This window comes from Mesorhizobium kowhaii (genome assembly GCF_003253745.1).
Lineage (GTDB): Bacteria > Pseudomonadota > Alphaproteobacteria > Rhizobiales > Rhizobiaceae > Mesorhizobium > Mesorhizobium kowhaii.
The window spans coordinates 49031-65021 of record NZ_MZXV01000062.1 but is presented as its reverse complement, the minus strand read 5'-3'; the positions used below and the strand labels follow the sequence as shown (position 1 = coordinate 65021).

The following is a 15991-nucleotide window of genomic DNA, read 5'->3' as shown; positions in this document are numbered from 1 at the left end:
GCGCTATGATGAGCAACGTTATGACGGTCGGTCTGGATATTGCGAAGTCCGTGTTTCAAGTGCACGGCGTGGATGCGGTTGGTGAGGTTTCCGTTCGCAGGAAGCTGACGCGTGGGCGCGTACTGGCGTTCTTCGAGAGCTTGCCGCGATGCTTGGTGGGGATCGAGGCGTGCAGTTCATCGCATTACTGGGCTCGCGAACTGATCGCACGTGGCCACGATGTGCGACTGCTGCCGGCACAGTATGTGAAGCCCTATCTGAAGCGGCAGAAGAATGATGCTGCAGACGCAGAAGCCATCTGCGAGGCCGTGACACGGCCGACTATGCGCTTCGTGCCAGTGAAGTCGCCCGACCAGCAAAGCGTTATGATGCTGCACCGCGTCCGGTTGATGCTCAACCGCCAGCGCACTCAGATATCGAACGCATTGCGGTCACACCTGTCTGAGTTCGGGGTCGTGGCGCCGATCGGGCGTAATGGAATTGAGCAACTGCTCGTGGTCATCAACGACGAGAACGACGCCAGGATACCCGCTGACGCACGGCTATGCCTGCGCATGCTCGAGGCGCAGCTCAAGGTCGTGAAGGAACAGATCCTTGAGAACGATCGCCGGGTCCGGGCGAGTGCGCGAGGGACCGAGCTTGGCCGGAGGTTGATGGAGATCCCGGGCGTCGGCCCGCTGCTGGCGAGTGCATTCGTGGCTACGGTCGCCGATGCGCATGCGTTCAAGTCGGGGCGCAGTCTGTCGGCATGGATCGGGCTCGTGCCGAAGCAGAACTCAAGCGGGGGAAAGGAGAGGCTCGGCAGCATCTCCAAGGCCGGCAATCGCTATCTACGACAGTTGCTTGTGGTCGGCGCGATGGCGGTCATCCGCTATGCCGAGCGGAACGGGACCAGGAGGCCATGGCTTGTGCAGTTGATGGCGCGGCGAACGACCAAGGTTGCAGCAGTTGCGCTGGCCAACAAGACTGCCCGCATGGTCTGGGCACTGATGACGAACGGCGAGCGCTACAGGGAGCCGCTCATCGCATAAACCGAGCCAAAGGCGAGCGATCGCTGACGAGGTTGGAAAGGGCGGACAGGAGCTAATGCACAAAGCCGGTTGATACCGCCGGATCAGGAGAACCCACTTGGGCCGTGCACCTCGAGTGCGAGCTTACGATCGGGACCTGAGCCGCGCGAATGGCATTATGGCCAGCGGCACATGAAAGGCCGCACCTACAGGTCGGATACATGGCCGCACCAACCAGCAACTGCAAAAGCCGAACGAACCCCTTGCCAACGGAGAGCCGTCCATACACGGCCCATTTCAGTCATCCCGATCGCGGGCCAGTGGGGCCGTTTCTGAGAGCAATATATCGTTTCAGCGAGCGGCGATTGCCGATATCTCCGGCGCTCAGCAGGTTCGTCAAAGGGTGCAGTGACGCGAAATCGACGCTGCGTTGTGGGGGGAGGGAAGGGCGCATGTCTTGCGCCGACAACGCCCTCGCAGGTCGCTGGTTATATTGCGATCTATCACCCGTCGCACGACGGTTGGGCAAACTCGCAAATCTATGATTTCAGGGGAAATTGGATCGAAGCGTGACCAACCGTGATCCACCGTGGTCGTAGGGTGTCGAGCGGGATCGTTGTGAGTCAAAAGACTCTGATTGGAATCGTTATATTTATCAAACGCTTGCACGGAGATCGTCGACGGCTGGGACCGTTAAGTGGGGTGTGAATCGAGTGACCACGTGTGATCTTCCACGCTTGGGCATGATCGCATTTGGTCAGTATCCTGAAGTCCCGGTCAATCACGGGTTCCTAACCTATCGCTCCGCGCCGGCGAGCGCCGGCGCTCCAACGACAGAACGGCGCATAAACCGCAGTCCTGCGCGCGTCCGCAACAGCGGACGATTGGCGCGCGTAGGACGGAGGAAATTCGCCCCCGCCGCGGGCGGTGAACGGGGCAGCCGTAGGAGCGTCAGCATAGCGCCGGCCGCAGGACGGGACGCGGGACCGACTGTCCCCGTCCGCGGTGGTCCGGCTGCATCAGGGATCGCACGGGCTTGGTTCTACGACAGCCCGCCCGAGGATCGGCGGCGATGCTCGCTGGTTGCGACCCTTCGCACATCTTCGGCATGGCTCCCGCACCGGCGAAACTCGTCCACGCGCGCCAAACTGATCCGCTAGGCACCTAGTCCTCACAACGGAGCGGTCGGTGATTTGGAAAGACGAATGATCGTAGCCGCTAAGCGCTTCCGTCCGTTTCACTCTCTTCATCGATCACACGCACTGGCAGATACGCGTTGGTTTCCAACCACTCGCGCAAACGATCCGAATGAGGTCCGACTTGCCAATTTCCATCTCAGCTGCGATCGAGTTGAGCGCGTCCTCAGTCGCCGGTTCCAGCGGCACGCCGGCGATGTTTCGGAGCATTAGTGCAGCGCGACGCAGAATGATTTGCAGATCCGCGCGCGACATGTCCGCGATACGATCTGCGGCGCTTTCAAGCTCTTCCGCAACCGACAGGCGCGTCATTTCAACGACTCATTTGAGCCCATCAGCATTTCCGAACTTGAATGCTCATCAGCGATTTTCACTCTTCGTCACGCGAGCCCACTGCAAGTCGATTTGGCGCACGACATGCTACCGTATTCTTTTGATCCCAAGCTTCAAGGTGTTCGACGGGATAGAGGACGGCTTTGCCAATCTTCATGAAGGTCGGTCCGACCTTCATCGCTCGCCAGTTTCGCAGTGTTCCAACCGAGACACCGCCGCGATAACGGTCAGAGACTTCCTCGGCAGTTAGGTATTTCCTCTCATCCATTGAGTTCTCCATCCATATGGTCAGCTATCGCTACTGTGCGCGTCTCAGAGGGCAACGCTCTGGGGGCGATCCGCCTGGCATTTCGATTCAATCAGGCACGACAATGATCGCGAATTCTCAATCACCCGGCCACACGGAAATGAATGGGATCAGTTGCGCGAAGATGGAAGGGGTCAAGCATAGGGCGTAGTGCTGGAGGATATCGCTGGATAGAAATCGGATGGTCCGCAACCAAGATAGCATGCCTTGACCGAGGCTCGGACTAGCCGATCCAGTGTAACAAAGCTTAACGCGTCCATTGATGGACTGGGCAGACAGCTGAGTTAAATCAAATAGTTATGAAAGATTGTGTGCAAAAACTGCACTCGAAAGTTCTGCTTCTCTTCTATTTTCAGGGCTGCGAAAGAGTGGCCGTTTCGGCTCATTAGGAGCCTTATTGCTGGCGGCTATGACCCAATTCCACGAGCTTGCGCACCGGGGTACCCGTGCTTGGCAATATGTCCGTTTGCCAACGCTCTACTGTCGGTGCCTCCGGCTCAACTCGTTCGCTTTTTGTTTTACCAACGTTAGAAATCCCCCACGTTTTCCGAACGCAACCGGCGTTCGGATTGCCGCGTCGGTCGGACCTCGAGAAAGGTCAAACTCCACACCTAGAAACCCGGCGGTCGACCTTGCTTACGGTCAATGTTGCTAGCCGAGAATTAATGACTCCGCTGCGGTCATCTGTTGGTGTCGCGGAGCGTCTCGAACAGAAACCAGACGCGCTTCTCGCCCTCGTCGATCCAGTTCTCCAGAAGGCTTGCGGTGGCGACGTCGCCATATTCGTCGCAGAGATCGTGCGTCGCGCGCATTCTGGCGACGAGTGTTGCATTGTCCTCGCGCAGTTCGGCGAGCATTTCGTGCGGGTGGACGAAATCCGCATCGTTGTCCTCGAGCCGCTGCCGGCGGGAGATGTCTCCGATCGACCTAATGGTGCAGGCGCCGAGCGCGCGCGCCCGCTCTGCCAGCGGATCGGTCATCGCAATGATTTCCGCGCCCTGGTCATCGAGCAGACGGTGGTAGTCGCGGAAATGGGGACCCGACGTGTGCCAATGGAAATTTTTCGTCTTCAGATAGAGCGCAAAGATGTCGGCAAGCAGCGCAGTTGCGGCGGCGCCGATGTCCCTCGTCGCTTGCGCACCGAGGCCGGTCGGAGTTTTCAGGTCGTAAGCTATGCGTGATTTGGCGGTCGTGTTCATGAGACAGTTCCTGGTGTTGTAAGGGCGGACATCCGGCCGCTCTCGGGGGAATCTTGACGTTCGCGTATCACGCCTTGGAGGGCTCGGCCGAAGGGGCCAGGAAGCTAAGGCCGACCAGCACTGGTGGCACGACGAAGCACCAGGTCGGGGAAGCCACGAAGGCGAGTGCTCCGGCCGCGCATCCAATTGCGAAGCTGAAGAGGCTGGTTGCCATGCGTTTCAGCCGCTCCTTGACCTCACGCATGTGATCGGTTGCCGTGCCCGATATGAGGTCAGCGAGATCGATCATGATCTGCGTCGTCGTGCCGGTCATCAGCGTCGTTGGTGGCAGCTTGGAAAGATGGGCCCGATGCAGCCCGTTCTGGATTGCCATAGCCGTTACGAGGGTCATCCCGATGCCTATCGCGGCCACCGAGTCACCATTCGAGACAGGGCCGTGAACGTAGGCTGCGATGGCGGCGATCGCGAACAGCACAAACATGAGGGACAGGAGAGTGACGATGGCTCTTCGTCCCGAAAGCTTGAGCCGCAGGAACAGCACACTGGTGAGCAGGATGACGATGCAGAAGACCGGCAATGCAAGCAGCTTCGCGATAATTCCTGTCGTTCCGAAGACGAGCGCGGCACCCAGCGTCACGAAGTTCCCTGTGACATGGGCAGTGAAGAGGCCGGCAAGGGCCAGGAAGCCCATTGTGTCGACGTAGCCGCCGTTGAAACTGAGAAGGACGCCGAGCGATGGTCTGGCCATGAAGATCTCCGCTTACGATATATTTCCTCTGACGATTCGCGCCGAAGTCGGGGTGTGTGCAAGCAAAGATCGTTCTCAGACCCTCGCCATCATTTGAAACTACCCTTTGTGGGAGCGGCATCTCTTCCGAAAGAACGGTATTGGGTCGGTCCTGAAGTCCGGCGATTTGCGAGGTCGTTGCTGGCAACGAAGACAAAGGCTCCGGCAAGCCCGACATGCTCGAAGAAAGCATTCATGGCCATTGACTGCTGGAGGCCGGGCGGCAGTTCCCAGAAGCGCAGGGCGATCCATGTCGCGGCCAGCGTAAAGGCGGCAAGCGCCAGCGCTCCGATCCACCGCCAGTAACCGGTCAGAATCAGCGCCGACATCGCGAGTTCGAAGACGATGACGGCGAGGGCGAAGAACGGTGCTGGCTGCAGTCCGAAATGCGCCATCTCGGCAATGGCGCCGCCGAAATCGAGCAGCTTGACGATTGGACCCTGGACATAGGCGGCACACAGCGCGAGCAGCGCGAGTAAGCGCAGGACAGGTGCTGTGAGCAATCTGCCGACGAAACTCTGTTCAATCGCAGGGATAGCATTCGTGTTCATGAGTGGCTCCCTCTATCAGACGGCCCAACAACTGCAGCCCAGCGCGCCGAAAAAGCCCTTGAGGTTGATCACCGGCAGCTTCGAAGTCCAGGCACCGGCATGATCGTGACCATGCAGGCCGCAGGCGGATGAACAGCCGCAGGAGGTAATCGCGGTCCTGCGCAGCGAATGCCGACCGGCACCGTTTGCCTCGCCCCAGGCGCCATAGCCGCCAAAGACGCGGACCGGTGACCAGTCCGGCATCGCTGGCGGAATGTCGCTCTCGTCGAGGGCGGCGAAGTCACCAGCGCCATAGACCACCTTGCCCCCTACAATGGTGAGTTCCGAGGTGAGAAAAGAGATCTCTTCCTCGGCACAGGCAAAGAAGTCCTTGTCGGGAACCATGAGATCGGCGAGATGGCCCTTTTCTATCCGGCCTCTCCTGCCTTCGTCGTTCGAGAACCAGGTGACATTCTCGGTCCACATGCGAAGAGCCGTCTCGCGGTCGAGGCAGTTGCGGCGCGGGTAGATCCGCATACCGCCGACAGTGCGCCCGGCGACCATCCAGGAAAGCGAGACCCACGGATTGTAGGACGCGACGCGGGTGGCATCGGTGCCGGCCGAAACGCGGACACCTTTTTCCAGCATCTTTGCCATCGGCGGTGTCGCCTCGGCGGCACCCTGGCCGTAGCGCTCGACAAAATACTCGCCCTGGTAGGCCATGCGGTGCTGGACGGCGATGCCGCCACCCAAGGCTGCGACCCGGTCGATCGATTCGTCGGAAATCGTCTCGGCGTGGTCGAAGAACCAGTTCAGGCCATCGAGCGGAACATCCTGGTTGACCTTCTCGAAGACGTCGAGCGCCCGGCTGATGGTCTCGTCATAGGTGGCATGCATCCGCCAGGGCCACCGGTTCTGTGCAAGGATTCGAATGACTTCTTCCAGGTCGCCTTCCATTTCCTGCGGCATGTCCGGACGCGGCTCGCGGAAATCCTCGAAATCGGCGGCCGAGAAGACGAGCATCTCGCCCGCGCCGTTATGGCGGAAATAGTCTGTCCCCTGTTTGTATTTGACCGAGGTAGTCCATTTCAGGAAGTCGTCCTTCTCTTCCTTGGGCTTCTGCGTGAACAGATTGTAGGCAAGCCGCACCGTCATGAGGCCGTCATCGGCGAGCTTCTGGATAACCGCGTAATCGTCTGGATAATTCTGGAAGCCGCCGCCGGCGTCGATGACGCCGGTCACGCCGAGCCGGTTCAGTTCGCGCATGAAATGGCGCGTGGAATTGACCTGGTAATCGAAGGGCAGCTTGGGACCCTTGGCAAGTGTCGAATAGAGAATGCCGGCGTTCGGCTTGGCGAGCAGCAAGCCGGTCGGATTGCCGGCCGCATCGCGGCTGATTTCGCCGCCGGGCGGGTTCGGCGTGCTCTTCGTGTATCCGACAGCACGAAGGGCCGCGGCATTGAGTAAAGCGCGGTCATAAAGGTGGAGAATGAAGACCGGGGTGTCGGGGGCAATCGCGTTGATTTCCTCGATTGTCGGCAGGCGCTTCTCGGCGAACTGGTGCTCGGTGAAGCCGCCGATGACCCGCACCCATTGCGGCGGTGGGGTGATTTCCACCTGCCGCTTCAGCATCGCCATCGCGTCGGCCAGCGAGCGGATGCCGTCCCAACGCAGTTCCATGTTGAAGTTCAGGCCGCCGCGGACGACGTGAGTATGGTTGTCAATCAACCCGGGCAGCACGCGCTTGCCCTTCAGGTCGACAATCCTCGTCCTGGCGCCAGCCAACGCCATGACCTCCTGGTCGTGGCCGACAGCAAGGACCTTTCCGTCCCTGATGGCGACAGCGCTCGCAGTCGGATTGGAACGGTCAAGGGTGGTGATCAGCCCATGATGCAGGATCAGGTCTGCTGTGTCGCCTTCAACCATGATTCATTGCCTCGCAAATGTTGGAATTCAGCCCTGTGTGCTCTTGTTTGCGCGCAGGGCTTCCGACGGCCCGGATGGCAAGCCGCCTTGCGGCAAATGCCCGAAGACATGGGGACGCACCTGATGCAGCCACGAAAGAGCCGCCGGCTCGCTGCGCCACATGTTCTTTATAAGCGGCGGAAGCTGCTCGCCGACGAGAATGCCAAGAAGACCGACAAGCGCGATGATTGGCGGGGCCGGGGAGCGGACGTTCAACAGTCCATAAATGACGCCCACGAGAAGGCCGGCGGCAAGCGAGATGACATAGGGTTTCATCGGACGCTCCGGGAGAATGGAAGGGTTGTGGCGCCGGCGAAATCGCCAGCGCCATTCCGGACAGTTCAGCCTTCGTGCGCGCCGAGCATGGTCTTGGCATAGATGACGCCGAGGCCGTAGGCGCCGCCGAACTTCTTGGCGATACCGGTGGTCAGTTCGTAGGTATCGCCGCGTGCCCAGTCGCGCTGCAGCTCCAGAAGGTATTGCAGCGATGTCATCGGCCGTACACCGGCCTGGATCATCCGCTGCATGGCGCGCTCATGCGCTTCGTCGGAGACGTCGCCGCAGCCGTCTGCAATCACGTAGACTTCGAAGCCCTGATCGAGCGCGGAAAGCGATGGACCGACGATGCAGACGCTGGTCCAGAGGCCGCACAAGACCAGACGCTTCTTGCCAATCGCATTGACTCGGCTGATGACGGCGGCGTCTTCCCAGGTATTCATGGAGGTACGGTCGAGCAGCGGCTGACCGGGAAAGGCAGCGGTGATCTCGTCGAACATCGGTCCCGAGAAGGTCTTCTCGGCAACCGTGGTCAGGATCGTCGAAACGCCGAAGCCGGCAGCGGCATGGGCGACCAGCGCGGCGTTGTTGCGCAGCAGGACGGCATCGATTGACTTGGTGGCAAAGGACATCTGCGACTGGAAGTCGATCATGATCAGCGTGTGGTCCTTCGGCGAAATCAGCTCTGAACCGGGTGTCGGAGTGGCATTCAACGGCATGGTCGTCCTCGTTTACAAATGGATTGACGTTCGGTGCAGAGCCTTGACCGGCAAGCATTCTGCGCTTGCGCTTCTCTCTATCGAGAGCGTCGGGTAGCCTCGTTTTCCGTGAGGCGCACTTGATCACGCCTCGAAATTCAAGGCTTGTAGGAAGCGTCCGCGCTTTTGACGTTTCACGCAGGATTGCCGACCGCCTTGTCCGCGATTGCGGGGCGGCCTGCGTATCCGGTGTCATCCACCTTGGTCTGGACTGATGGAACCGCGATGTTTAGATCTTGACGAGGTTAATGGCCGCAAGTGCACCGAACGGTAGCGAAGCCAGTGGTCCGCCGATGTCGAGCCCCCCGAGGTCGATCGGGAAATAGCCGGTCTGTTCAAGAAGCTTGCGGACTTCAGTCTTCGCGCCGGTATCGTCGCCCGAGTAGAACAGAACCTTCTGGGCACCCAACGCCGTTGGTTCCGGCAAGGCGTTGACGTCGAGATGGTTGAATGCCTTGACAACGCGCGCACCCGGAACGAGCCTGCGGAACACTTCGCTTGAATGCTTGCCGCCGAGATCGATTGCCTTGATGCCATAGGCAGCGAGCGGATTGTTCGGGTCTTTCGCGTCGGGCGAATCCGGGTCAAGAAACGCGACAGGATTGGTGCCGTCAATCACAATGCGGTTGCCCCAGTCGGGCAGGCCGGCTAGCGCCTTCTCAAGATCAACCCAGCGCAGCGCCACCAGGACGATATCGGCGCTCGCGGCCTCCTTCACAGTCCCGGCCTTGATTGAAGGGCCAAGCTCCGCGACAAGGCCCGCCAATGACTCCGGACCGCGGCTGTTTGCGATCGTGGCCGAGATACCATGCTTTGCCAGCAATCGCGCCACGTTGGAACCGAGAGCGCCTGCGCCGATAATGCCGATACTCATTTTGTTTCTCCTGTTGATTGTAGGGCCGGGTTTCTTCGAGACGGCAAAGCCCAGCACCGTCCGCTCTCTGCATTTTGGCGATGATAGTATGTAATTGACACAATTACATTTTGATCCAAAAAAACTCTCACCACACCAGCGGCATAGTGAACTTCCCAAGGCGCGCCACCTCAGAAGCGATATCGGCGATCGTCACCTTCGCCAGTTCGTTCTCGAGACTTTCACGAGCGCGCATCAATGTCGGATTCATTGCCTCCAAAATATTGCCGCCAACCGCGCAGTTCTCGCAAGGCGGTGTCCGATGCAGGGAGAACAGCTCTGTGTCCTCAACCGCTTGATAGACCTCCAGCAGCTTGATCTTCTTCGCGGGCCTTGCCAGCATCGAGCCCCCGCCAGCGCCGAGCTGCGATCGGGTCAGGCCGGCATCGCTCAAGCGCGACAGCAGCCCCCGGATCACGACCGGGCTCGTATTGGCGGAATAAGCGAGAGCGTCGGAACGCATCGGCTTGCCATCGCCGACCGCCAGCGCGGTGAGGATGTGAACTGCTACGGCGAAACGTGTGCTTGTTGGCATGACCTGACCTGTAAGTGTGTCAATGCTACTATTACAGAAATTGGGCATGGTCAATACGCCGTTCGCCTTGCTTGACAGGTGATCCGCGCTGGAAATCTCTGCCATTGGTCACGCCGATCCTGCATGAGACGTCAAAATAGCCGGTGCTTTGTACAAGCGCCGACAATCAACCCGTGGTCAAAAGGTCCCTCGTAAGCAGCGCGAGCGCGACACGGTGAGCGGTGACTTGCCGCAAGCCCCTCTCGCTCGACGCCAGCGGCCTTAGAGAGGAAGGATCCATGACCACAGTCCGGACCTCATGGTCAGCGGAAGGCGGCTCGTCCCGGTCATTTTCTTTCTGCCTCGCCTATGCAGGCTGTTCTGCGGCCGCAGGCATCCTTCATCGTGTCAGCAACCTCGTACCGCGCCCCCATAGGGCAGGGAGGCTCACGAGAATAATTGCGCTCAGCTTGTGCGCTAGCCAGCTCACCGCATGCATTGCAGCCTTTCCCAGGGATAGCGTCCCACAGCAATTTGCGTCGGCGGCCGAGCCACCAGGCTATCAGCGCGACATTCGGATCTGGGGCGATTCCTACGCCAGCTATCCGGCCGGCCGACTTGTCCGGTTCCACGACGAGCGACTGAAAGCGTCGAAGGCCGATCCGTCCATAAACATGAGAGAGCTCAACGCTCTGACGCTGTCGGGCGGTGGCAGCAGCGGCGCCTTCGGCGCGGGGATTCTTGCCGGCTGGGCGAAAGCCGGGACCAGGCCAAAGTTCGACATCGTCACCGGGATCAGCGCAGGCGCGCTCATTGCACCCTTCGCTTTTCTGGGGCCAGCCTATGACGGTGTGCTCAAGGATGGTTTCACCGAGGTCAGCGACGCCAACATCTATACAAGGCACAGCCTTCTCGGAGCGCTCTCAAGCGGCTCGTTCACCAGCAATGCGCCGCTCGCTAAGATGCTCGACGAACACATCACCGACGACATGCTTACGGCGATCGCCAACGAGTACGCCAAGGGACGTCGCCTGTTTATCGGCACGACCAACCTCGACGCCGACCGGGCCGTCATCTGGGACATGGGCGCCATCGCAGCGAGCGGGCGGCCGGATCGCAAGAAATTGTTCAACGAGGTTATCCTCGCCTCCACGTCCATTCCAGGCATCTTTCCACCCGTCAACCTGGAAGTGACCGCGGCCGGCAGAACCTATCACGAGATGCACGTCGATGGCGGCACCGCCAACGAGGTCTTCCTCATGCCAGCCGGACTGACGCTGGGCAAGCTCGACAAGACATTCCACACTAAGGTCAAGGCGCGATTGTATGTAATCCGCAACGGCCGAACCACCCCGGAGTACAGCTCGGTCAAGGCGAGCTTGCCGGATATCGCCGAAAAGGCGGTGTCATCGCTGATCAAGACGCAAGGCATCGGCGATCTCTATCGGCTCTACGCAATCGCCAAGCGCGATGGGATCGACTTCAACGCCATAGACATCCCGCCGGACTTCACCGTGGAAGCGAAGAGCCCGTTCGACAACCGGTTCATGCGAGCGCTCTACGCTGAAGGCTACGAGATGGGCCGCGGCGGCGTCCCGTGGAAAAAGACACCGCCTGGATTTTCCAGATGAGCCTGCTGTTGAAACGACCCGATGACAATCGCCATCAGGCATTGTCCAGACCAAACGATTGGAGACCCAGGTGTCGGACATGTCGCGTGACCCGATAAGCAAGACATCGGATTCGAGTGGCGAGTCATTGCCGCCCGGGACCGGCGCGCCGGTGGCGCGTCTTGACGGTCTTGGAACTCCGGACCGAAGCCTTGGAAGCCCTCAAGCTGAATTGCTGCAACCGGATCTTGACGCGTCCAAGCCAGTCCAACTCGCCGCCGCCGAGCCGTCCAGAACCTCGAAAATGGCGGCGGCCATCGTTGCGCTCACGGCGCTGGCGATCGTCGGTCTGTCATTGTGGTATCTCGTTCAGCCGCAGCCGCTGCTTGTGCAAGGCGAAGCCGATGCCACGCGCATCGATATCGCGGCTCGCATCGATGGCAGGGTCGGACAGCGACCGGTTTCGCGAGGCGACAATATCACAGCCGGGCAATTGCTGGTGGCGATCGACAATCCGGAGCTGTTGATGAAGCTCAGCGAGGCGGAGGCAGCAAAGGTCGTCGCTCTGGCGGACTTCACGCGCATCAAGGTCGGCACGCGCGCCGAGGTGGTTGCGGAACGCAAGGCTGCGGTCGCGTCAGCACAGGCCAATCTGACGCTTGCCCAGCAGACTTACGACCGGGTCAAGCAGGTCACCCAGGGCGGCTTCGAGCCGGTCGCCAAGCTCGACGAGGCGACCGCGTCGCTCGACGTGGCGACGCGAACCTTGGAGCAAGCAAAGCTCGCCTATCAGGAGGCTGTCGCTGGCTATACCGCCGAGGAGCACGGCGTGGCGCAAGCTGCGGTCGCCAAGGCCGAGGCGGCGATTGCAACCCTGCAAGCGCAGGTCGACGAGATGACCGTCAAAGCACCGATTGCCGGGCAGGTCTATCAGGTCGGCGCGGAGCTTGGCGAATATGTCTCGCCCGGAGTGCCGTTGCTCTCGCTGGTGGACCTCAGCGATGTTTGGGTGGGCTTCGATCTCCGCGAGGACCTGATCAAGGATCTGAAGGTGGGAGACCGGTTCACGGTTAGGATCCCTGCACTCGGTGACATGCCGGCAACTGTGGAGGTGCGGACCATTGCCACGCGTGGCGAGTATGCCGGATGGCGCGCAACGCGCGCGACCGGCGACTTCGATCTCAGGACCTTCGAGGTCAGGGCCTATCCGGTCGAAAAGCTCCCCGACCTCAGGCCCGGCATGAGTGCTTACGCCGATTGGAAGGGGGCGCACTGATGCCGGGTGTGCGTCGTTTCGGCATTGTCGATGTCGCTGTCCGCGAGGTGGCCTGGATTCGCCGCGACAAGGTTGCCCTGCTGCTCGTCGTCTTCATACCGTTGATTGCCTTTGCGATCCTTGCCGCCACATTCAGCAATGCGGTCATCCGTGATCTTCGGGTCGACGTGGTCGATCAGGACAGGACGAAGACGTCCGAGACCTTTGTGCAGGCGATCAGCGCTGCGCCGGGCGTCACCGTGGCGAGACGTTCCTCCGATCTCAACGGCGCCATGCATGCCGTTCGCTCCGGCGAGGCCATTGCCACGGTCTACATCCCCGAGAATCTCGAACGCGACATCGCAGGCGGGCGCCGGCCGCAGGTCGTGATCTTCTTCAACAAGCAGTTCTTCACGCCTGGCAACGTCGCCTCGAGTTCGCTGCAGGCGGCGCTGTCGGCAGCCATCGCTGACCTGCCGGCCGGACCACACACCGCCGCCTTCAAGCTGGGTCCGCTTGTCGTCGAGCAATACGTTCTCACCAACCCTGCGCTGAACTATGCGCAGTTCCTTTTGCGAGCGATCCTGCCGACGGTGCTCCATATCGTGATCGCAATCTCCGCCGGCTATGCGGTCGGCTCCGAGTTCGGGTCGCGCAGCATGCGGGAATGGCTGGCGACGGCCGGCGACAGCATGCTGATCGCGCTCGTTGGCAAGCTGGCACCTTATTTCGTCATCTTCCTCGTCATGATGGCTGTCGGGCTCGGGATCATTCACGGCATTTTCGAGATACCCTTCCGCGGCGACCCTATGCTGGTGGCCGCCGGCGCTTGCCTGCTGATCATTGCCTATTTGTCGTTGGGCGCGCTGCTGCAGCTTCTCGTCAGGAACCTTGCCTTTGGTCTCAGCCTGACCGGCATCATCTGTTCGCCGGCGTTCGGCTTCGCCGGCGTCGGTTTTCCGGTGTTGGCCATGAACATCTTCTCCCGTGCCTGGGGGGCAATGCTGCCGCTGCGCTGGTACATCCAGATCCTGTTCGACCAGGCGGCCCGTGGCGTACCGGCAGGCGATTCCGCCGAGCCTTTCATGATGCTGGGCGGATTGGCGGTCATCTATTTCGGCCTGACCTGGCTGAGGTTGCGATCTGTTGCTCGGCATCCGCGGCCAAAGCCGGTCGAAGCCCCCGAACAAGACAGGTCGGAAGGAAGGATCGGAATCGTTCGAGCATTCACCGACGAATATGGCTGGATCATCCGCGACCGCATGGCCTTCGGTCTGATCGTTGTGGCGCCCATCGTTTACGGTGTGTTCTACCCGCAACCCTATCTAGGCCAACTTATCAAGGACATCCCCATTGCCATCGTGGACGACGATTCCTCCGATGTCAGCCGTGCGATCATCCAGGCGGTCAATGCCGACGAAGCGGTCAAGGTGGTGCTTCGACCGACGACGTTGGCCGATGCGCAGGCCGCGCTCGCACGCCGGGAAGTGTTCGGCATCCTGAGTATTCCGGCGGGAACCGAACGCGAGATCCTGAAGGGCGATCAGGCCAGACTGCCTGCCTATGTCGATTCAGCTTATTTCCTGCTCTACAACCGGACGCTGCAGGGTATTCAGGAAGGCGTGGGGGCGGTCACGGCGGATCTCGCGGCGCGCAGCGCCCGCCCGGATGGAAGCCTCTACCGCGCGGCTCTCGCGCAAAGCTCGCCTGTGGAGATTTTGAACCAGCCGCTGTTCAATCCCACCGGCGGTTATGGCAGCTATGTCGTTCCAGCCGCTTTTATGCTGATCCTGCAGCAGACCCGGCTGATGGGGGCGGCTACGGTGGCCGGGGTGGCCTACGAGCAGGGCGGCCGCGGCGCTCGCCGCCGTCGTGGCACCTTGTCGGCGGTGTTAGGTCAAAGCCTCGCGCACCTGCTGCTTGCGTTGCCGGGTCTGGCGCTGTTCCTCATCGTGCTGCCGAGGGTCTACGGCTTTTCGGCAACCGATCATGTGCTCGACCTGATCGTCCTGGCCATCCCTTTCATCCTCTCGATCAGCCTGCTCGGCCAGTTCGTTGGCAACTGGTTCAAGCGGGGCGAAACGGCGGTTCTGCTGTTCGTTGCGATCAGTCTTCCGATCTTCTTTCTGGTCGGCGTCGCATGGCCGCTGGAAGCGATCCCGGCGATGCTTCGCACAGCCAGCCTTATCCTTCCAAGCACCTTCGGGATCGATGGGCTGGTGCGGGTCAACCAGATGGGAGCGACTTTGACGGACGTCTGGAAAGACTGGATAGGGCTGTGGGTGCTGACCGGCGTTTATGCAGTCCTTGCTGTCGCCTCAGCCAGAATTGCCGCGGGTTGGAGGGTGTCCGATGCTCGCTAGACCGCGATATGGTTTTGCAATCGCATTGGCTGCGGCAGGCGCGATACTATGCAGTGCCTGGCAAGCGTCGGCAGAACAGGCAAAGCCACCGATCGCCGGCATGGTCCGGCAGACCGAGATTCGCATCGCACCCGAGACGACGGGGCGACTGGCGACGATAGCCGTCATTCCAGGCCAGCATGTCCACAAGGGCGATCTTCTTGCTGTGCTTGACAACCCGGAACTGACAGCAGCCGTTGGTGAAGCCAAAGCCGCCGCGGCGAGCGCCAAGGCAGAGCGGGATCGGGTCTATTCCGGCCTGCGGGCGGAAGAGGTGGCAATTGCGACCCAGGCCGTCCAGACGGCGCAAGCCAATCTTCTGCTCGCCCAGCAACGGTTTGATCGCGCATCGGCACTTGCCGGCAAGGACTTCGCCAGCAAACAGACGCTCGACGACAGCACGGCCTCGCTTGCAAAGGCGAAAGCTGACCTTGATCTCAAGCAGGCGCAGGTTGCAGAGGCAAGTGCTGGTCCCACCGCCGAGGAGCGTGCTCTGGCAGATGCCCAGGTAACGTTGGCCGAGGCGACAGTCGCCGATCTGCAGGCCCAGTCGGACAAGACCCGACTGACGGCCCCGACGGACGGTGCAATAGGCATCCGCGTTGCCGAGCCCGGCGAGGTCATCGGCCCGGGAAAGCCGGTGATGACGATGGAAGCGGATGGTCAGACCTGGTTCGCTTTCACGCTGCGTGAAGACGATCTTCATGAAATGACGCTCGGCAAAACGGTAGCGCTAACTGTGCAGGGCGGGCGCCAAATCGATGCTCGCGTGACGGAACTGCGCCCATTGGGGGAGTTCGCGACCTGGCGCGCGGCCCGTGCCGTCGGCGACCATGATCTCAATTCCTTCCGTCTCCGCCTTGATCCAAACAGCAGTGCCGAAGGACTGGAGCCCGGCATGACTGTCTGGCTCACCGCCCGACCGTAGGACTTGAG

The 15991-nt window shown here is 60.8% G+C and carries 14 protein-coding genes and 1 pseudogene; 5 read left to right on the top strand and 10 right to left on the bottom strand.

Going from position 1 to position 15991, the window contains the following annotated elements; translation table 11 throughout:
• The first annotated feature begins 8 nt into the window (after nt 1-8).
• Complete coding sequence (locus B5V02_RS28290; RefSeq protein WP_111547631.1) at nt 9-1031, top strand: IS110 family RNA-guided transposase; 1023 nt, start codon at nt 9-11, stop codon at nt 1029-1031.
• A gap of 1197 nt (nt 1032-2228) precedes the next feature.
• Here B5V02_RS28290 and B5V02_RS28285 read toward each other — a convergent pair.
• The 10 genes and pseudogenes from B5V02_RS28285 to B5V02_RS28240 all read right to left on the bottom strand — a co-directional run bounded on the left by B5V02_RS28285 (nt 2229) and on the right by B5V02_RS28240 (nt 9914).
• Nucleotides 2229-2518, bottom strand: a pseudogene (locus B5V02_RS28285) (hypothetical protein).
• 58 nt (nt 2519-2576) lie between these two features.
• Nucleotides 2577-2807, bottom strand: coding sequence for a helix-turn-helix domain-containing protein (locus tag B5V02_RS28280; RefSeq protein ID WP_111547630.1), 231 nt, complete (start codon nt 2805-2807; stop codon nt 2577-2579).
• Between the two features lie 719 nt (nt 2808-3526).
• Entirely contained in the window at nt 3527-4045 is a 519-nt protein-coding gene (locus B5V02_RS28275; RefSeq protein WP_111547333.1) for a Dps family protein, read from the bottom strand.
• Between the two features lie 67 nt (nt 4046-4112).
• Nucleotides 4113-4793: a YoaK family protein gene (locus B5V02_RS28270; protein ID WP_111547332.1), complete on the bottom strand. Its 681-nt coding sequence runs from the start codon at nt 4791-4793 to the stop codon at nt 4113-4115.
• Between the two features lie 89 nt (nt 4794-4882).
• A complete protein-coding gene (locus tag B5V02_RS28265; protein WP_111547331.1) occupies nt 4883-5383 on the bottom strand; it encodes a DoxX family protein in 501 nt (166 codons plus the stop codon).
• A 15-nt stretch (nt 5384-5398) separates the two neighbouring features.
• On the bottom strand, nt 5399-7288 hold the full coding sequence (locus B5V02_RS28260; RefSeq protein WP_111547330.1) for an amidohydrolase: 1890 nt from the start codon (nt 7286-7288) through the stop codon (nt 5399-5401).
• 27 nt (nt 7289-7315) lie between these two features.
• Nucleotides 7316-7603, bottom strand: a complete 288-nt coding sequence (locus B5V02_RS28255) for a XapX domain-containing protein (protein WP_111547329.1) — start codon at nt 7601-7603, stop codon at nt 7316-7318.
• Nucleotides 7604-7668: 65 nt separating this feature from the next.
• Nucleotides 7669-8316, bottom strand: a complete 648-nt coding sequence (locus B5V02_RS28250; protein ID WP_208647159.1) for a hydrolase — start codon at nt 8314-8316, stop codon at nt 7669-7671.
• Nucleotides 8317-8590: 274 nt separating this feature from the next.
• Nucleotides 8591-9235, bottom strand: coding sequence for an NADPH-dependent F420 reductase (locus B5V02_RS28245; protein ID WP_111547327.1), 645 nt, complete (start codon nt 9233-9235; stop codon nt 8591-8593).
• Between the two features lie 127 nt (nt 9236-9362).
• Entirely contained in the window at nt 9363-9914 is a 552-nt protein-coding gene (locus B5V02_RS28240) for an Rrf2 family transcriptional regulator (protein WP_245446242.1), read from the bottom strand.
• 548 nt (nt 9915-10462) lie between these two features.
• Between B5V02_RS28240 and B5V02_RS28235 the strand changes: the two genes are divergently transcribed.
• From B5V02_RS28235 to B5V02_RS28220, 4 genes are all read left to right on the top strand, one after another.
• On the top strand, nt 10463-11419 hold the full coding sequence (locus B5V02_RS28235; RefSeq protein ID WP_167458707.1) for a patatin-like phospholipase family protein: 957 nt from the start codon (nt 10463-10465) through the stop codon (nt 11417-11419).
• Nucleotides 11420-11498: 79 nt separating this feature from the next.
• Nucleotides 11499-12674: an HlyD family secretion protein gene (locus tag B5V02_RS28230; RefSeq protein WP_245446273.1), complete on the top strand. Its 1176-nt coding sequence runs from the start codon at nt 11499-11501 to the stop codon at nt 12672-12674.
• Nucleotides 12674-15016 (top strand): ABC transporter permease, encoded by a 2343-nt coding sequence (locus B5V02_RS28225; RefSeq protein WP_111547324.1) that lies wholly within the window; start codon nt 12674-12676, stop codon nt 15014-15016. The genes B5V02_RS28230 and B5V02_RS28225 overlap by 1 nt, the downstream gene beginning before the upstream one ends.
• Nucleotides 14952-15983, top strand: a complete 1032-nt coding sequence (locus tag B5V02_RS28220; protein ID WP_111547323.1) for an HlyD family secretion protein — start codon at nt 14952-14954, stop codon at nt 15981-15983. Before B5V02_RS28225 ends, B5V02_RS28220 begins: the two co-directional genes overlap by 65 nt.
• Nucleotides 15984-15991: the final 8 nt, after the last annotated feature.